This window comes from Streptomyces sp. NPDC001880, assembly GCF_053594575.1.
The window spans coordinates 69,521-87,529 of the sequence record NZ_JBSFET010000015.1 but is presented as its reverse complement, the minus strand read 5'-3'; the positions used below and the strand labels follow the sequence as shown (position 1 = coordinate 87,529).

Below are 18,009 nucleotides of genomic sequence, written 5' to 3'. Positions count from 1 at the left end.
ACTCATTGCCGGACTTCACCCGTTAAGTCGCGAACACGCCTTCGAAAAAGCCAAACGGAAGCAAAGCTACGCCCCTGCAAAGGTCATGAACTGGTCAAGTTTCCAAAGAGCACACCAAGGGCGTCGGACATTCATTGACCCTGCATGAATTGCGTTGAAAAAGTCCGGGTAGCCCGTAGGTGTTGCCCTGCGGAGTCCTTCGACCCTCCGGGCCAGGAGCACCATGACGATTCCAACGCCGCAAGCCGCCACCCCTGTTGAGGTGGAGGACGCGAAGCCGCAGCCCGCAGCGGGCCCGTCCGCGACCAAGGGCGGCGACGGCCGCTCTCCGGGCAAGATGGCCTGGCTGCGCTTCAAGCGCGACCGTACGGGCGTGATTTCGGCCTATGTGGTCATCTTCTTCTTCGTGATCGGCATCTGTGCGCCGCTGATCGCGAAGCTGTACGGCAAGGACCCGTACACGACGTACGGGCAGAACGAACCCGGTCTGCTGGACGACTTCGGCTCTCCGATGCTGCCCAACGGCGGCATCAGCGGCGACTTCTGGTTCGGCATCGAACCCAGCCTCGGTCGGGACGTCTTCACCTTCCTGCTCTACGGGATCCGCAACTCCCTGCTCATCGCCGCGGCAACCACCTTGCTGGTGACGGTGATCGGCATCGCCGTCGGCATCACCGCGGGCTACCTGGGCGGCAAGACCGACTACCTCGTGGGCCGGGTCATCGACATCCTGCTGGCCTTCCCCTCCACGCTCTTCTTCATCGCCTTCTGGCCGGTACTGCTCTCGATCCTGGTCTCCCCGGAGGAGAACACCCCGGTCTGGCTGACCGTCGTCAGCCTCATCTCGGTCATGACCGCCTTCGGCTGGGCGTCCATCGCACGACTGCTGCGCGGCGAGGTACTCGCCCTGCGCGAGCGCGAGTTCGTCGAGGCGGCGAGGGTGACCGGCGCGTCCCCGGCGCGGATCATCTTCAAGGAACTGCTGCCCAACCTCTGGACGCCGATCCTCATCCAGGCCACTCTCGCGCTGCCCGCCTACGTCACGGCGGAGGCGGGCCTCGCCTTCCTCGGCGTGGGTCTCACCGACCCGACACCCGACTGGGGCGTGATGATCCAGCGCGGATCGGACGTCTACCAGCAGGACATCACCTTCATGCTCTTCCCCGGCCTCTCGATGGTGATCTTCGTCATCGCCTTCAACCTGCTGGGCGACTCGGTGCGTGACGCACTGGACCCGAAGACCAAGCGCTGAACCGCACTTCCTCCGGTGGGCGACGGGGCCCACCGGAACGATCGTTTCTCTCCCTCGACCAGAGCAGGAAGCCATGTCCCTTTCCCGCAGAAACTTCGTCATCGCCACGTCGGTCGCGGCCGGCGGTTCGATGGTCCTCTCCGCGTGCAGCAGCGGCAGCACGGCCAAGAAGAGCGGCGGCGCCGGACACGGCGGTGCCGACAAGTACACCGGCTCGGTCGTGGTCGGCACGAAGGCCGACTCCACGGGTCCGGCCGCCGAGGTACCGGGCGCGAAGAAGGGCGGCACGATCCGCGGCCTCGCCCCGGACGACTTCTCGCACCTGGACCCGCAGCGCATCTACTTCTCGTGGAACTCCGCGATCGGTGACCTCTTCATCCGCGCCCTGACCGGATACAAGATCGCGGCGGACGGCTCGATGAAGCTGGTCGGCGACCTCGCCACCGACGCGGGCACCATGTCCGACGGCGGCAAGACCTGGACCTTCACCCTGAAGGACGGTCTGAAGTGGGAGGACGGCAAGGAACTCACCATCGATGACGTGCGCCACGGCATCGAGCGCGGCTTCGCCAGCTTCACCACCGAGGGCGCCGGCTACACCCAGACCGCGCTGACCGGAACGGCCGACTTCCGCTCGAAGTACAAGGGCCCGTTCGGCGGCAAGCACCTCGACTCGATCGTGACCGACGCCAAGGCGAAGACGATCACCTTCAAGCTGGCCGAGGCCCGCCCGGACCTCAACTTCACCCTGGCGATGACCTCCTACGGAGCCGTCCCGGTCAAGGGCGACACCAAGGACAAGTACGACAAGGACCCGGTCAGCTGCGGCCCGTACCGCATCAAGGCGCACTCCATCGACAAGTCGATGACGCTGGTGCGCAACCCCCACTGGGACCCCAACACGGACTCGATCCGCAACGCGTACCCGGACAGCTTCGTCTACGAGTTCGGCCCCGAGGCCCTCCAGGCCGCCGACCGCCTGATCGCCAACGACGGCGACGACCAGTACGCGGTCATGGCGTACAGCGGTGTCCCGGCCGAGCGCATCCAGAAGGTCCTCACCGACCCCGAGCTGAAGAAGCGCACCTTCAACGGCCTGCTGAGCGGCATCTACTACTACGCGATCAACACCAAGCGGATCACGGACCTGAAGGTCCGTCAGGCGATCATCCACGCCTGGCCGCTGGAGCAGATCCGCAAGATCTACGGTGGCCCCTCGTCCGGTGACTACGCGACGTCCATCCTCAGCCCCGACATCGTCGGCTACGCCAAGGACGACGTCTACGGCAAGCTGAAGAAGCCGCAGGGCGACCCGGAGGCGGCGAAGAAGCTGCTGAAGGAGGCCGGCAAGGAGGGCCAGAAGGTCGTCTACGCCTTCCCCACCAGCAACATCTACAACAAGACCAAGGTCGTCATCGAGAACGCCCTCAAGGCGGCCGGTTTCACCCCGGTCATGAAGCCGCTGGACTCCACCAGCTACTACGACCAGATCCAGCAGATCGACAACCAGTTCGACGTGATGTGGTTCGGCTGGTCCCCGGACTGGCCGACCGGCTACACGCTGGTGCAGCCGCTGTTCGACGGCGGCACCGTCGCCAACGGCGCCAACAACATCTCGCAGCTGAACGTCGACTGGGTCAACGAGGCGATCAAGAAGAACGTCACCATCGCCGACCCGGCGGAGGCCGGCAAGGCCTGGGCCGCCCTGGACAAGCGGATCATGACGGAGCAGGCGCCGATCATCCCCGAGACGTTCCAGCGCCGCTTCTACCTCTACGGCGAGAAGGTCGGCGGCGCGATGTTCCACCCGCTGTGGTCCTCGGCCGTCTTCTACAAGCTGTTCGTGAAGGCCTGACGCCGACACTCCCGGGGCGGGGCGCCCGCGTGGCGCCCCGCCCGCTCCTCTCCCCCTCGTCGGCGCCTGCCAGGGAAATCCATCGCCATGTTCCGCTTCCTCATACGCCGGGCAATCGGCGCACTGGTCATCCTGCTGATCATCAGTGTCATCACTTTCGTCCTCTTCTATGTCGCGCCCCGCGACCCAGCTCGTGTGGCCTGCGGCAAGGTGTGCACACCCGAGACGCTGGAGCTGGTCAGGCGCAACCTCGGCATCGCCGATCCGCTGCCCGTGCAGTACTGGCACTGGCTCCAGGGCGTGTTCGTCGGCCGGGACTACACCTCCTTCGGAAACTGCCCGGCCCCGTGCCTGGGCTACTCCTTCCACAACCGTGAGCCGGTCGTCGGCACCATCCTGGACCGCCTCCCCACGACGCTCTCCCTCTCCGTCGGCAGCGCGGTCGTCTTCGTGGTCTTCGGTGTGGGCACCGGCATGCTCGCCGCGGTCAAGCAGGGCAAGGCGCTGGACAAGATCGCTTCCTCGGCGTCGCTGATCTTCTCCTCGATGCAGATCTACATCGTCGGTGTGATCGCCATGTACTACCTCGCGGACCAGTGGCACATCCTGAGCCGCCCCAAGGAGGTCCCCTTCTCCGAGGACCCGGCCGGCTGGTTCTCCGGGCTGCTGCTGCCCTGGCTGGTGCTGGCGCTGATCTTCACCGCCAACTACACCCGTATGGCCCGCTCCCAGCTCGTGGAGAGTCTGAGCGAGGACTATGTGCGCACCGCACGCGCCAAGGGCCTCTCCCGCCGGACGGTGTTCTTCAGATTCGCCTGGCGCGGCGCCATGGGCCCGATCGTCACCATCTTCGGTCTCGACATCGGCCTCCTCCTGGGCGGCGCGATCATCACCGAGAAGACCTTCGGGCTGCACGGCATCGGCGCCCTCTCGGTCAAGGCCGTCTCCGACAACGACCTCCCGCTGATCCTCGGTGTGGTCCTGATCGCGGCAGCGGCGATCGTCGTCTTCAACATCATCGTCGACGCCGTCTACGCCCTCATCGACCCGCGCGTCCGCCTCGCCTAGGGAGAGATCCAGTGAGCACCCCCTTCCTCTCCGTACGTGATCTGCGCGTGCACTTCTCCACCGAAGACGGCATGGTCAAGGCCGTCGACGGGCTGTCCTTCGACATCGAGAAGGGCAAGACGCTCGGCATCGTCGGCGAGTCCGGTTCCGGCAAGTCCGTCACCAACCTGACCATCCTCGGCCTGCACCACCCCGACCACACCGAGATCGAGGGCGAGATCCTGCTCGACGGGCAGGATCTGCTGACCGCCTCGGAGCGTGAGCTGGAGCGGCTGCGCGGCAACAAGATGGCCATGATCTTCCAGGACTCGCTGGCCTCGCTCTCGCCGTACCACACCATCGGCAGGCAGATCGGCGAGACGTACCGCAAGCACACCGGCGCCTCCAAGCGGGAGTCCAGGGCGCGGGCCGTCGAGATGCTCACCAAGGTGGGCATCCCGCAGCCCGATCTGCGGGTGGACGACTATCCGCACCAGTTCTCCGGCGGCATGCGCCAGCGCGCGATGATCGCCATGGCGCTGGTCTGCGACCCGGAACTGCTGATCGCGGACGAGCCGACCACCGCGCTGGACGTCACCGTGCAGGCCCAGATCATGGACCTGCTCAAGGACCTCCAGCAGGAGACCGGCACCTCGATCATCTTCATCACCCACGACCTCGGCGTCATCGCCGACATCGCGGACGACGTGCTGGTGATGTACGGCGGCCGCTGCGTCGAGCGCGGTACGAAGAAGGAGGTGCTGCGGACGCCCCGGCACCCGTACACCTGGGGGCTGCTGGGTTCCATGCCGAGCCTGGACGGCCCGGTCGACGTGCCGCTGTCGCCGATCCCCGGCTCCCCGCCGAGCCTCCTCAACCCGCCGAGCGGCTGCCGCTTCCACCCCCGGTGCTCGTTCACCGAGCAGGTCGGCGGCGGGCGCTGCGCGAGCGAACAGCCGTCGCTGGAGCTCACCGCCGGACGCGGCGCCGCCTGCCACCTCACCGCCGAGCAGCGCGCCGAGTTCTTCGCAGACTTCGCCGGCACCCGGCCCAACTGACGTACAAGAGACGGGACTTCCCCACCATGAGCAGCAAAGATCCCCTCCTGGAAGTCTCCGGACTCACCAAGCACTTCCCGATCAAGGGCGGCTTCCCGATCCGGCGGACGGTCGGCGCGGTCCAGGCCGTCGACGGGCTGGACTTCAGCGTGGCCGAGGGCGAGAGCCTGGGCCTGGTCGGCGAGTCCGGCTGCGGCAAGTCGACCACGGGCCGGCTGATCACCCGGCTCCTGGAGCCGACGGCGGGCACGATCTCGTACCGCGGGCAGGACATCACCCATGCCACGCGCAAGGAGCTGGCCCCGGTCCGCTCCGAGATCCAGATGATCTTCCAGGACCCGTACGCCTCACTGAACCCGCGGCAGACCGTCGGCAAGATCATCACCGCGCCGATGGAGATCAACGACATCAACCCCGCCGGCGGCCGTGAGGCGCGGGTGCGGGAGCTGCTGGAGACCGTCGGGCTCAACCCGGAGCACTACAACCGCTTCCCGCACGAGTTCTCCGGCGGTCAGCGCCAGCGCATCGGGGTGGCCCGCGCCCTTGCCCTGGAGCCGAAGCTGATCGTGGCCGACGAGCCGGTCTCGGCGCTGGACGTGTCGATCCAGGCGCAGGTGGTGAACCTGCTGCAGAAGCTGCAGAAGGAACTCGGCATCGCGTTCCTGTTCATCGCCCACGACCTGGCGATCGTGCGTCACTTCTCGCAGCGCGTCGCGGTCATGTACCTCGGCAAGATCGTGGAGATCGCCGACCGCGAGGACCTGTACGGCAACCCGCGTCACCCGTACACCCGGGCGCTGCTCTCGGCCGTGCCCGAGGCGACCGCCGACGACACCCCGGCCCGGGAGCGCATCCGCCTGTCCGGTGACGTGCCGTCCCCGGTCAACCCTCCGTCGGGCTGCCGCTTCCGTACGCGGTGCTGGAAGGCCACGGACAAGTGCGCGAGCGAGGCCCCGCCGCTGGTGCGGGTGGAGGGCAGCCGGGAAGGCCATCTGACGGCCTGCCACTACCCGGAGGACACGCAGACCGTCCCGGCCGTCCCGAAGGCCCGTGACGCCTCTTCGGGGCCGAAGCTCGACAAGACCGCCGAAGACCCCGAGGCCGGGGCCTGACGCCCCTGCCCCGGCCTCCGGGACGCCCCGCGGACAGGGACCCGATCGGTCCGTGGACGCGGGGCTCCCCGATCCCGAGGAACCGAGCACGTGAGCCCATTGACCCGAGCCACCTGCGCGCCGGTTCCGGGAAAAGGAAGAAGCGCCCGGAACCGATCGGTTCCGGGCGCTTCCGCGTCATACGAGACGTGTCACACGGGCCGTCCTACGAAGCCGCGCCGACCACGTCCTTCTCCTCGGCGAAGTGGCAGGCCGACTCGTGCGCCGCGGGGCTGTCCGAGCCCTTGAAGCGCTCGGGAACGGCCAGCAGCGGCAGCTCCGTGGAGCACTTGTCCTGGGCCTTCCAGCAACGGGTACGGAAGCGGCAGCCCGACGGCGGGTTCGCCGGCGACGGGACGTCACCGGTCAGGATGATCCGCTCGCCGCGCTCACGGGCCTCGGGGTCCGGGACCGGGACCGCCGACAGCAGCGCCTGGGTGTAGGGGTGCGTCGGGTGGTCGTAGATCTCCTCGTCCGTACCGATCTCGGCCATCTTGCCGAGGTACATCACACCGACCCGGTCGGAGATGTGCCGGACGATCGACAGGTCGTGCGCGATGAAGACATAGGAGAGGTTGAACTCGTCCTGGAGCTTCTCCATCAGGTTGATGACCTGCGCCTGCACCGACACGTCGAGCGCGGAGACCGGCTCGTCGCAGATGATGATCTCCGGGTTGAGCGCGAGGCCGCGGGCGATGCCGATGCGCTGGCGCTGGCCGCCGGAGAACTGGTGCGGATAGCGGTTGATGTACTCCGGGTTGAGGCCGACGACGTCCAGCAGCTCCTGGACCTTGGCCCGCCGGTCACCCTTCGGGGCCACCTCGGGGTGGATGTCGAAGGGCTCGCCGATGATGTCGCCGACCGTCATGCGCGGGTTCAGCGAGGTGTACGGGTCCTGGAACACCATCTGGATGTTCCGGCGGACCGCCTTCAGCGCGCGGCCGGACAGCCGGGTGATGTCCTGGCCCTTGTAGAAGACCTCGCCGGAGGTGGCCGTCTCCAGCGCCATCAGCAGGCGCGCGACCGTGGACTTGCCACAGCCGGACTCGCCGACGATGCCGAGCGTCTCGCCCTGGTAGAGGTCGAAGGAGACCCCGTCCACGGCCTTGACCGCGCCGACCTGGCGCTTGAAGAGGATGCCCTGGCTCAGCGGGAAGTGCTTGACCAGATTGCGCACCTGGAGGATCGGCTCGCCGCGCTCCACCGGGGCTTCGATGGCAGCGACCGCGGCCGTCTCGTCCTTGGCGTCGACCGCCACGACATCGGTGACGTTCGGGGTGGCGTCCATGGAACCGTCCGTCTTGTCGTGCTCAGCCATGGATCGTCTCCTTCCAGAAGTGGCAGGCGCTGCCGCGTCCGGGCAGTTCGCTGCCGTCCTGCTCGGAGACCGGCACCAGGGCCGGAATCTCCGTGCGGCAGATGTCCTCCGCCTTGGGGCAGCGGGGGTTGAAGGCGCAGCCGGACGGAATCTTGAGCAGGTTGGGCGGCAGGCCCTTGATCGCGTAGAGCTCCTGGCCCTTCTGGTCGAGCCGCGGGATCGAGTCGAGCAGGCCGCGGGTGTACGGGTGCGCGGGCCGCTTGTAGAGCTCGTGCACCGGTGCCGTCTCGACGATCCGGCCGGCGTACATGACCGCGATCTTGTCCGCGACGTCGGCGACGACGCCGAGGTCGTGGGTGATCAGGATCAGACCCATGTTGAACTCGGTCTGGAGCTCCTTGAGCAGGTCCATGACCTGGGCCTGGACCGTCACGTCGAGCGCGGTGGTCGGCTCGTCCGCGATGATCAGGTCCGGCTCCAGCGCCAGTGCCATGGCGATCATGATGCGCTGGCGCATACCGCCGGAGAACTGGTGCGGATAGTCGCTGACCCGCTGCTTGGCGGCGGGGATCTTGACCCGCTCCATCAGCTCGATGGCCTTGAGCTTGGCTTCCTTCTTGGAGAGTCCCTGGTGGACACGGAACATCTCGCCGAGCTGGTAGCCGACCGAGAGCACGGGGTTGAGCGAGGAGAGCGCGTCCTGGAAGATCATCGCGATCTTCTGGCCGCGGATCTTCCGCCGCTCCTCGTTGCTCATGGTGAGCATGTCCTGGCCGCGGTACAGGATCTGGCCCTGCGGGATCTTGCCGGGCGGCATGTCGAGAATGCCCATGATCGCCTGAGCGGTCACGGACTTGCCGGAACCGGACTCACCGAGCACGGCCAGGGTCTCGCCCGAGTCCACGCGGTAGTTCACGCCGTTGACGGCCTTGGCGACACCGTCACGCGTGTGGAACTCCACGTGCAGGTCGCGCACTTCGAGGAGCGGTGCGTCGTCCGACCCCCCGGCGCGGGGCGCCGGGATGTCTGCTGTCTTGTCCATGATGGTCACGTCGTACGCCCTCCTCAGCGCAGCTTCGGGTCGAGGGCGTCGCGTACCGCGTCGCCGAGCATGATGAACGCGAAGACCGTGAGGCTGAGCATTCCTGCCGGGAACAGCAGCGCATGCGGGTTGTCCCGGATGGCCTGGCTGCCCTCGGCGATGTCGATGCCCCACGAGATCGTCGGGTCCGCGAGCCCGAGCCCGAGGAACGAGAGCGTCGCCTCGGCCGAGATGTACCCGCCGAGCGCGATGGTGGCCACGACGATCGTCGGGGCGAGCGCGTTCGGCAGTACGTGCCGGAAGAGGATCCGCGAGGTGCCGGCGCCGAGCGCGCGTGCCGCCGTCACGTAGTCCGCCTGCTTGGCGGTGATGACGGAGGACCGCATCACACGGCAGATCGAGGTCCAGCCCAGGAAGGCCAGGGCCAGGATCACCACGTACACCTTGCGGTCGGTGAAGGCGTTCAGGACGACCATCGCACCGAGCAGGAAGGGGATACCGAAGAAGATGTCGGTGATCCGGGAGATGACCGAGTCGAGCCAGCCGCCGAAGTAACCGGCGAGCATGCCCAGCAGGCCGCCGATCAGGGTGACCACGACGGTGACGCCGACGCCGACCATGATCGAGGCGCGGGTGCCGTAGATGACACGGGCGTAGATCGAACGTCCCTGACCGTCGTAACCGAACCAGTCGGGCTGGAAGAAGTGCGTCAGCTCCGGCTTGGTCAGGAAGTGGTTGGTCAGGTCGCCGTCGCGCGGGTCCGCACTGGTGAACAGCCCCGGGAACGCCGCGATGACCAGCAGGAGCAGCAGCAGGATCGAGGAGATCCAGAACATCGGGCGGTGACGCAGGTCGAACCACGCGTCGCCCCAGAGGCTGCGCGGCTTGTCCTGGGCCTTGCCGGTGGCGGCCGAGGGAGCGGCGGTGGCGTCCACCACCGCTTCGGTCTCGGTCTGGGTCTTGGTCGCGTCAGGCATAACGGATCCTCGGGTCCAGGACCGCGTACAGCAGGTCGACGAGCAGGTTGATCACAAGGATGACGAGGACGAAGACCGTGACAACGCCGACGATCGTCGAACCCTCGCGCTGCTGCAGCGCCTTGAAGAGCAGGTTCCCGACACCCTGGACGTTGAAGATGCCCTCGGTGACGACCGCGCCGCCGATGAATCCGCCGACGTCCGTACCGAGGAAGGTGACGACCGGGATCAGCGAGTTGCGCAGCAGGTGGACGCCGACGATGCGGCGCCGCGGCAGGCCCTTGGCCATGGCGGTGCGCATGTAGTCGGCGCGCAGGTTCTCCGCGAACGTCGTGCGGGTCAGCCGTGCCACGTACGCCATGGAGAGCATGGCGAGTACGAAGCCCGGCAGGAACAACTGCGTGAAGTCGGTGGAGTCCTGGACGTTCGGTGCCACCCAGCCGAGCTGGTCCGCGAGGACGAAGCGGGCGAGGTAGCCGAGCACGAACACCGGGATCGAGATGACGATCAGGGTGAAGATCAGCACGCCGGTGTCGGCGGCCTTGCCGGCCCGCAGGCCCGCCCAGGCGCCGAGCCCGATGCCGACGACGATCTCGATGAGCATCGCCACGGCGGTCAGCCGCAGCGTCACCGGGAAGGACTCGGACATCTCGTCGATGACCTCGCGGCCACCGAAGGTCTTGCCGAAGTCGCCCTGGAAGAGATTGCCCATGTAGTCGACGTACTGCTTCCACAGGGGCTGGTCGAGTCCGAACTCATGGCGCAACGACGCGACCTGTGCGGGGTCTGCCGCCTTGTCTCCCCACATCGCCCGGATTGGGTCGCCGGGAAGGATGTGGACCATGAGGAAAATAATCAGAGTGGTCCCGATGAATACCGGGATCATCTGGAGCAGTCGCCTTGCGACGTAGCGCCCCATCATGCCTCCATGCCGTGAGGGGTCGGCGATGGCCGTCTCAGAGTGGTCTCCGCCGCGGGGTGTGGGGGGAGAGCCCCGGGGCCTACGCCTACGGGCCGGTTCCGCCGCCCTCTGAGAGGAACGGCGGAACCGGCCGTCGGATCCCGATGGTTACTTCTTGGCCTTCACCTGGACGTCGGTGAAGATCGGGTCACCGTCCTGGCCGTAGACGATCTTGCCGTAGACGTTGTTGGACTGGCCCGAGTTGTTCTTGTAGAACCACAGCGGGATGGCCGGCATGTCGTTCTTCAGGAGCTGCTCGGCCTCCTGGTACATCTCGACGGTCTCGTCGAGCGTCTTGGCCTTGTCGGCCTTCGCCGCGAGGGCGTCGAACTCCTTGTTGGAGTAGCCCGAGGTGTTACCGGCGGCGGTGGTGCCGTACAGGTCGCGCATGAAGTTCGAGTTGACCGGGTAGTCGAGCACCCAGCCACCGCGGTACATGGACTTGACCTGCTTGTTGTCGCGGGCGTTCAGGTCCGCCTGGAAGTCCGGCTTGGAGTCGCCGACGCACTCGACGCCGGTGGCCTTGCGGATGCTGTTGCAGACCGCGTCGACCCACGGCTTGTGGGACTGGTCGGCGTTGAACTGGATCGAGATCTTGTTGCCCGGGACGCCGCCACCCTCCTTGATGAGGGCCTTGGCCTTGGCCGGGTCGTACTTCACGATGTCGCCGAGGGCGCCGGGCTTGTAGCCGAGCACACCGCGGGCGACGAACGAGTCGGCCGGGGTACGGGTGCCGTGCAGCACGGTCTTGGTGATCGTGTCACGGTCGATGGCCATCGACAGACCCTGGATGACCTTGGGGTCGATGTCCTTGAACTGCTTGGTGTAGAACGCCGGGACGATCGACTGCACCGCGGAGTACTCGGCGTCGATGGCACGGTCGCCGAGGTCCTGCTTGTAGCTGGTCAGCGACGTCGTCGGGATCTGCTCGATCCAGTCGAGGTTGTCCGAGCGCAGGTCGGAGTAGGCGGCGTCGGCGGTGGTGTAGTTCTTGAAGTCGATGCCACCGTTCTTGGCCTTGTTCGGGCCCTGGTAACCGTCGAACTTCCGGACCTTGATCAGCTTCTTGTGGTCCCACGAGACGAACTTGTAGGGGCCGTTGCCGATCGGCTTCTGGCCGGCGGCGGCCGGGTCCTTGAAGAAGGACTCGGGCAGCGGCGCCCAGACGTCGTAACCCAGCTTGTACGCGAAGTACGAGACCGGGCCGGTCAGGGTGATGGTGAAGGTGTTCTCGTCGACGACCTTCAGACCGGACATCTTGTCGGCCTTCGGCTTGCCCTTCGCCGGGTGGACGTCCTCGTAGCCCTTGATGTCCTGGAACCAGCTGGAGTTGGTCTGGTTGTTCTTGACGTTGGCCGACCAGTTCCAGGAGTCCACGTAGGACTTGGAGGTGACCGTGGTGCCGTCGTGGAACTTCCAGCCCGGCTTGAGCTTGACGGTCCACACGGACGAGTCGGCGTTGGGCGTCACGGACTCGGCGTTGACGTACGTGAGCTTGCCGGTGCCGGGCTCGTAGTCGACCAGGCCGGAGAAGATGGTGCGCAGGACACGGCTGCCCTGGCTCTCCTTGGCGTTGGCCGGCTGCAGCGGGTTCTGCGGCTCACCGAGCTGGGCGGTCAGGATCCCGTTCGGGTCCGCCTTGCCCGACTTCATGCCGCTGTCGCTGTCCTTGTCGCCACCACCACAGGCGGTCGCAGCCAGGGCGATGATGGCCGCTCCCGCGACCCACTTGGCGCTCTTGGCACCACGCATGGGTTTTCCTCCTCATGAGTCCACTTTTGACTACAAGAAGGGCACTGGAGTGATACACCGACACCCCTGACGGCGATCGTTCAGTGCCCCTAGTGTGCTCGTGAGTCGGCACTCCCCACAGTGCGTGACCCATTGACCCGAGCTCAACGGAGCCAACTATTAAGTACGACCGGGCTGTAAACCACACTTAAGGGGTCTCGTTTTGACAACATCGAGGAAGCTCGATTGCCCGAAATCCGGACAAAGTGATCTCAGACAGACACGCTCGAAACGGACCGTTAACGCAGCTTTCGGAGAGCGACGATCGATATGCGGACGGATCACCGAAGAAAACCACTGGACAGGCGCCTGATCGTCCCTCTTGACAACGAGCCTTCTGTTCCACGCGGTTGCTGAAGCAACACCGGATGCGAGTCCGGCTGCGAAACCGTGCGCCCGGACGACCCCCGGACCCTCGCACGACGGGGCCCGGCTCCCCGTCAACTGACGGAGGGCCGGGCCCCGTTGCTCATTCGGGCGCGCCCGGCGCCCGGAGCCGGATCAGCGCTTGGCGCGCGACGCGGCGCGACCGCGCTCCTTCTGGTCGAGGACGACCTTGCGGATACGGACCGTCTCCGGGGTCACCTCGATGCACTCGTCCTCGCGGCAGAACTCCAGGGACTGCTCCAGGGAGAGCTTGCGGGCCGGCACCACGTTCTCCGTGGTGTCGGCGGAAGCCGCACGCATGTTGGTGAGCTTCTTCTCCTTGGTGATGTTCACGTCCATGTCGTCGGCGCGGGAGTTCTCGCCGATGATCATGCCCTCGTAGACCTCGGTGCCGGCCTCGGTGAAGATGACACCGCGCTCCTGGAGGTTGACCATGGCGAACGGCGTCACGGAACCCGCGCGGTCGGCGACCAGCGAGCCGTTGTGACGGGTGCGCAGCTCGCCGAACCACGGCTCGTGGCCCTCGAAGATGGAGTGCGCGATGCCCGTGCCGCGGGTCTGCGTCAGGAACTCCGTACGGAAGCCGATGAGGCCGCGGGACGGAACGATCCACTCCATGCGGACCCAGCCCGAACCGTGGTTCGTCATGGTCTCCATGCGGCCCTTGCGGGTCGCCATCAGCTGGGTGATCGCGCCGAGGTGCTCCTCGGGGGAGTCGATCGTCATGCGCTCGATCGGCTCGTGCGTCTTGCCGTCGATCTGCTTGGTGACGACCTCCGGCTTGCCGACCGTGAGCTCGAAGCCCTCGCGGCGCATCTGCTCGACGAGGATGGCCAGCGCGAGCTCACCGCGGCCCTGGACCTCCCAGGCGTCGGGGCGCTCGGTGTCCAGGACGCGGAGCGAGACGTTACCGATCAGCTCGCGGTCCAGGCGGTCCTTCACCTGGCGGGCGGTGACCTTGTGGCCCTTGCCGCCCTTGCCGACCAGCGGCGAGGTGTTGGTACCGATGGTCATCGAGATGGCCGGCTCGTCGACCGTGATCAGCGGCAGCGCGATCGGGTTCTCGGGGTCGGCCAGGGTCTCACCGATCATGATGTCCGGGATACCGGCGATGGCGCAGATGTCACCCGGGCCCGCCTTCTCGGCCGGCTTGCGGGTGAGCGCCTCGGTCATCAGGAGCTCGGTGATGCGGACGTTGGACATCGTGCCGTCGCGCTTGATCCAGGTGACGGTCTGGCCCTTGCGCAGCTCGCCCTGCTCGACGCGGCAGAGCGCGATACGGCCGAGGAAGTTGTCGGCGTCCAGGTTGGTGACGTGGGCCTGGAGCGGGGCGTCCTCGTCGTACTCCGGGGCCGGGACGTGCGCCAGGACCGTGGAGAAGAACGGCTCCAGGTTGTCGCTGTCGGCCGGGACGGTGCCGTCCTCCGGCTTGGTCAGCGAGGCGACGCCGTCACGGGCGCAGGCGTAGACGATCGGGAACTCGATCTGGTCCTCGTCCGCGTCCAGGTCCAGGAAGAGGTCGTACGTCTCGTCGACGACCTCGGCGATCCGGGAGTCGGGGCGGTCCGTCTTGTTGATGCAGAGGATGACCGGCATCTTCGCGGCGAGCGCCTTGCGCAGCACGAAGCGGGTCTGCGGAAGCGGGCCCTCGGAGGCGTCGACCAGGAGCACGACCGCGTCCACCATCGACAGACCGCGCTCGACCTCGCCGCCGAAGTCGGCGTGGCCGGGGGTGTCGATGATGTTGATCGTGATCGGGTCCCCGCCGTCCTTGGGGTGATACTTCACCGCCGTGTTCTTGGCGAGGATCGTGATGCCCTTCTCACGCTCCAGGTCGTTCGAGTCCATCATGCGTTCGTCGAGGTTCTCGGCGGCGTGCGCGGCGAAGGCGCCGGCCTGCCTGAGCATGGCGTCGACCAGCGTGGTCTTGCCGTGGTCGACGTGGGCGACGATGGCTACGTTACGGATGTCGTGGCGCGTGGGCATGGGTGGCTTGCGCTTCTCTCGGATCGTGGGATCAGGCGTCTAAGTCGGTCTCAAGTCCTCGTACGCCCGCCGGGCGGACACGCCACGGCTCGTCCAATGGTACGGGGCTGGCGCCGCAGCGGCTTCCCCGGCAAGATTTACCGGCCTCGCGACAGGCCTCCTCCCGGGTGCGCCGAGCCGGCGCGGACGGCGGTCGCACCGGGCACCGACGAGCACGGCCGCGTCGGTGGGAGTGCGCGTCCGCCCCGTGTTCGCGTTCCCGCGTCCGCCTCGCGTTTCCGCCCGGGTGGCCGGTTCTTCCGGTGGATTTCACCGGTGGCACCGGGCCCGGCAGGCGGCGGAGGCGGACGCGGATCGCGCGGCTCCGGAGGTGGGGCTCCGAAGCGGAATCTCCGAGAGAACCGGAGTAGGGGCTCCGGGGTGGGGGCTCGGAGGTGGGGGGATTGAGCGGCCACCCGAGTCCACGGGCAGAAGCGACCTTGCCCGCCGGGCAATCCGGCGGGCAAGGGATTTGAGCCAGTTCTGAGCTTCCGGCGCTGTTCTGACCTGCTGGTTCTTCTCCGCTACCGCAGCTTCTCGTCCGCCGTGTGCCTCTGCTGGTTCGCCGGGGCTCCGGCGGCCCGCGAGGACTTGAATCCGATGTCCTGGTAGCGGGGTGCCCCGAATCCGAAGGCGCCGACGTTCACCAGCTTCTTGTCCGCCGCCACGAGCTGCGGGCGCTGGTAGAGCGGAATCGATGCTGCGGCGGCCCAGATCCGGGCGTCGGCCTGCTTCATCAGATCCCGGGCGGCGCCCTCGTCCAGCTCCGAGATCGCCCGGTCGAAGAGCTGGTCGATGTGGTCCGTGCCGACGCGGGTGTAGTTCTGCTCGACCAGCAGCGAGCCGTCGGTGGCGGGCACCGGCTTGGCGAAGATCGGACGGTTGTCGGTCGCCGGGTAGGCGGTCGCGGGCCAGGAGTACAGGGCCAGGTCGTAGTTGCCGGAGGCGATGTGGTCGTTGAAGTAGCTCTCGTCGGGGACCTTGGTGATCTCCGCACGGATGCCGACCGAATCGAGCATCGCCGCGATCTTGTCCCCGACGCTGCGCAGCGGCGCCGACCCGGGACCGGACGGCAGGACGAAGCGCAGGGTCAGCGGCTTGCCGTCCTTGCCGAGCGGCCCGCGGCGTCCGTCGGCTCCCCGGGCGGGGGCCGCGGTGCCCGCGGGGGCGTACGCACCGGCGGCGCCGTCCGGCCGCTGGTCCTGGGCGGACATCCGGGAGGGGACGTCCTTTGACGTGCCGGACTCGGAGAGGTGTCCGGCCTGGCGCAGCAGGGCGGAGCTGTGGAACGCGGCGGCGGGGGCGGGGGCGAGTACGTGGGTGGTGGCGGCGCCGCCCGCCGGGTCGCCGTCGCCGGGCTCGCCGTCGGCGCCGGTGATGTGCAGGCCGTCGTCGGAGGCGGGCTCGCGCCGGTCCGCGCCGTCGCCGGACTTGTCGTCCGTGCTGCCCGCCTTCCCGGCCGTCGCGCCCGTCCCCTTCTTCTCCTCGTCCTTACCGCCCTTCTTCTCCTCGTCCTTACCGCCCTTCTTCTCCTCGTCCTTACTGCTCTTCTTGCCGGCCTCGCTGCCCGCCTCGGTGCCGTCCGACTTGCTGACCGCGCCCTCCGGCGTCCAGCCCGCGTCGGCCAGCAGCGCCTGCGCCTCCTCGGTGTCCTGGCCGCCGAGGAGGTCGCTGTTGTCCTCGTACGCGGGTTGTCCGGCCAGGGCCAGGTGGCTGCCGAGCGGCCGGGCGGGCAGGCCGAGCGGCCCCAGCACGGTGTCGACGAGCTCCTGGCGGTTCAGGGCACGGGCGACCGCGCGGCGCACCCGGTCGTCGGCGAGCGGCCCGGACTCGCCGTTCAGCGCGAGCTGGGTGTAGGCGGGCTCCAGCGACTTGCGCACCACGTAGGCGCTCAGCCCGCCCTGCTCGGCGGCGTACGCCTCGGCGGCGGCCCGGCTCTTCTCCCTGGCCGCCTGCGCGGCGGCCGCCTCCTCGGCGTTCGAGCCGTGTGCCACGGCCCAGGAGCGCAGGGCGGCGGCCGGATCGCTCGCGGCGCCGGGCCCCTGGGCGAGCGGCTGCCCGTTCGCGCCCTTGCCGCCGGTCGCCTGCGCGATCCGGTGCGCCGCCGCGGCGTCGATGTCGGCCACGTCGACCTTGCCCGCGGCCAGCGCCTCGGTCCGGTCCTGCGGCGCGACGGCCCGGAAGACCAGCGAGTCGAGCTTGGCCGGGCTGCCCCACCAGCGCGGGTTGCGGACGAGGGTGACCTCGCCCGTCTTCTTGTCCACCCCGCCCAGCCGGAAGGGGCCGGCGGTGGCCTTGAGGGTGGTCCGGGCTCCGTCGTTGAAGGCGTCCGGGGAGCCGGTCACCTCCTTCGGGTACAGCGGGGAGAACAGCGAGCGCCAGTCCGCGTACGGCTTGGCGAAGGTGACCCGTACCTCCCGCTCGCCGGCGCCGCGCTCGATCTTCTCGATGCGGTCGTAACCGGCGTTGCGGGCGGTCCAGAACGCCGAGTCCCTGCCGCTCAGCGCCCGCCACTGGGCGGCGAAGTCGGACGCCCCGATCTGCCGTCCGTCGCTCCACACCGCCTGCTGGTCGAGCCGGTAGAGCACCACCTGCCTGGGCTCGCTCTCGACCACCTTCGCGGACTCCAGGTAGTCCGGGTTCAGCTGCGGTCTGCCGCCGGCGTCCAGCGGGAAGAGCGTCGGCAGCAGGGCGCCGGTGATCCGGGTGGTGGAGCTGTCGGCGTCCGCCTGGAAGGCGTTGAGGGTGGCGGGCACGGAGTCGATCGCCCAGTCGACCGTGCCGCCCTCGGCGACCAGGTCACGGCCGGTGACCGCGATGTCCTGGGGGGAGGTCCCGGCGGCCGGGCCGCCGTCGCCGGAGCTGCAGCCCGCCAGCACGGGGAGCGTCAGCACACCCGCCGTGAGGAGCGCGAGGGAGCGGCGCTTTCGGGCCGTCCCCCGCGGGACGCCGACGTGGGACATGGCTGATACCTCCGGGGCCGGCCCGACCCACCCATCAGCGGGTGTGCCAGATTGTGCGTTTTGGTGGCATTTGCAGTTGATCACACTGCTTCCGTCCATCCACTGAAGGCGCCCCCGCGCGAGAGACGGCGCAGACACGGCGCGACCGGCCCCGAACCTCACCCTCGCGGCGCAACGGCCCC

At 67.9% G+C, this 18,009-nt stretch carries 12 protein-coding genes; 5 read left to right on the top strand and 7 right to left on the bottom strand.

All coding sequences use genetic code 11. The annotated features are described in order from the left end of the window. Positions 1-223: 223 nt before the first annotated feature. The 5 genes from ACWCQ6_RS12335 to ACWCQ6_RS12315 all read left to right on the top strand — a co-directional run bounded on the left by ACWCQ6_RS12335 (position 224) and on the right by ACWCQ6_RS12315 (position 6,324). Positions 224-1,252 (top strand): ABC transporter permease, encoded by a 1,029-nt coding sequence (locus ACWCQ6_RS12335; protein ID WP_451088181.1) that lies wholly within the window; start codon positions 224-226, stop codon positions 1,250-1,252. A 73-nt stretch (positions 1,253-1,325) separates the two neighbouring features. Beyond that, positions 1,326-3,107 (top strand): ABC transporter substrate-binding protein, encoded by a 1,782-nt coding sequence (locus ACWCQ6_RS12330; protein ID WP_451088179.1) that lies wholly within the window; start codon positions 1,326-1,328, stop codon positions 3,105-3,107. Positions 3,108-3,194: 87 nt separating this feature from the next. After that, complete coding sequence (locus tag ACWCQ6_RS12325; RefSeq protein WP_451088177.1) at positions 3,195-4,175, top strand: ABC transporter permease; 981 nt, start codon at positions 3,195-3,197, stop codon at positions 4,173-4,175. Positions 4,176-4,246: 71 nt separating this feature from the next. Further along, positions 4,247-5,212, top strand: a complete 966-nt coding sequence (locus ACWCQ6_RS12320) for an ABC transporter ATP-binding protein (protein ID WP_451088253.1) — start codon at positions 4,247-4,249, stop codon at positions 5,210-5,212. Between the two features lie 26 nt (positions 5,213-5,238). Continuing rightward, positions 5,239-6,324, top strand: coding sequence for an ABC transporter ATP-binding protein (locus ACWCQ6_RS12315; RefSeq protein WP_451088175.1), 1,086 nt, complete (start codon positions 5,239-5,241; stop codon positions 6,322-6,324). A 205-nt stretch (positions 6,325-6,529) separates the two neighbouring features. Here the strand turns inward: ACWCQ6_RS12315 and ACWCQ6_RS12310 are convergent, their stop codons facing one another. From ACWCQ6_RS12310 to ACWCQ6_RS12280, 7 genes are all read right to left on the bottom strand, one after another. After that, on the bottom strand, positions 6,530-7,681 hold the full coding sequence (locus ACWCQ6_RS12310; protein WP_451088173.1) for an ABC transporter ATP-binding protein: 1,152 nt from the start codon (positions 7,679-7,681) through the stop codon (positions 6,530-6,532). Beyond that, positions 7,674-8,732, bottom strand: a complete 1,059-nt coding sequence (locus tag ACWCQ6_RS12305; RefSeq protein WP_451088171.1) for an ABC transporter ATP-binding protein — start codon at positions 8,730-8,732, stop codon at positions 7,674-7,676. Before ACWCQ6_RS12305 ends, ACWCQ6_RS12310 begins: the two co-directional genes overlap by 8 nt. Positions 8,733-8,746: 14 nt before the next feature. Then, positions 8,747-9,700 carry an ABC transporter permease gene (locus ACWCQ6_RS12300; RefSeq protein WP_451088169.1) on the bottom strand — a complete coding sequence of 318 codons (954 nt, stop codon included), beginning with the start codon at positions 9,698-9,700 and terminating at the stop codon, positions 8,747-8,749. Beyond that, positions 9,693-10,619, bottom strand: coding sequence for an ABC transporter permease (locus ACWCQ6_RS12295; RefSeq protein ID WP_451088167.1), 927 nt, complete (start codon positions 10,617-10,619; stop codon positions 9,693-9,695). The genes ACWCQ6_RS12300 and ACWCQ6_RS12295 overlap by 8 nt, the downstream gene beginning before the upstream one ends. A gap of 150 nt (positions 10,620-10,769) precedes the next feature. Next, entirely contained in the window at positions 10,770-12,413 is a 1,644-nt protein-coding gene (locus ACWCQ6_RS12290) for a peptide ABC transporter substrate-binding protein (RefSeq protein WP_451088165.1), read from the bottom strand. Positions 12,414-12,953: 540 nt separating this feature from the next. Further along, on the bottom strand, positions 12,954-14,825 hold the full coding sequence (typA, locus tag ACWCQ6_RS12285) for a translational GTPase TypA (RefSeq protein ID WP_397800397.1): 1,872 nt from the start codon (positions 14,823-14,825) through the stop codon (positions 12,954-12,956). Between the two features lie 563 nt (positions 14,826-15,388). Beyond that, positions 15,389-17,827, bottom strand: coding sequence for an ABC transporter family substrate-binding protein (locus tag ACWCQ6_RS12280; RefSeq protein ID WP_451088163.1), 2,439 nt, complete (start codon positions 17,825-17,827; stop codon positions 15,389-15,391). Positions 17,828-18,009 lie beyond the last annotated feature (182 nt).

Coding starts and splice junctions, on each gene's coding strand:
- ACWCQ6_RS12335 (WP_451088181.1), top strand. CDS start 224: ATGACGATTCCAACGCCGCAAGCCGCCACCCCTGTTGAGGTGGAGGAC.
- ACWCQ6_RS12330 (WP_451088179.1), top strand. CDS start 1,326: ATGTCCCTTTCCCGCAGAAACTTCGTCATCGCCACGTCGGTCGCGGCC.
- ACWCQ6_RS12325 (WP_451088177.1), top strand. CDS start 3,195: ATGTTCCGCTTCCTCATACGCCGGGCAATCGGCGCACTGGTCATCCTG.
- ACWCQ6_RS12320 (WP_451088253.1), top strand. CDS start 4,247: ATGGTCAAGGCCGTCGACGGGCTGTCCTTCGACATCGAGAAGGGCAAG.
- ACWCQ6_RS12315 (WP_451088175.1), top strand. CDS start 5,239: ATGAGCAGCAAAGATCCCCTCCTGGAAGTCTCCGGACTCACCAAGCAC.
- ACWCQ6_RS12310 (WP_451088173.1), bottom strand. CDS start 7,681: ATGGCTGAGCACGACAAGACGGACGGTTCCATGGACGCCACCCCGAAC.
- ACWCQ6_RS12300 (WP_451088169.1), bottom strand. CDS start 9,700: ATGCCTGACGCGACCAAGACCCAGACCGAGACCGAAGCGGTGGTGGAC.
- ACWCQ6_RS12295 (WP_451088167.1), bottom strand. CDS start 10,619: ATGGGGCGCTACGTCGCAAGGCGACTGCTCCAGATGATCCCGGTATTC.
- ACWCQ6_RS12290 (WP_451088165.1), bottom strand. CDS start 12,413: ATGCGTGGTGCCAAGAGCGCCAAGTGGGTCGCGGGAGCGGCCATCATC.
- typA (WP_397800397.1), bottom strand. CDS start 14,825: ATGCCCACGCGCCACGACATCCGTAACGTAGCCATCGTCGCCCACGTC.
- ACWCQ6_RS12280 (WP_451088163.1), bottom strand. CDS start 17,827: ATGTCCCACGTCGGCGTCCCGCGGGGGACGGCCCGAAAGCGCCGCTCC.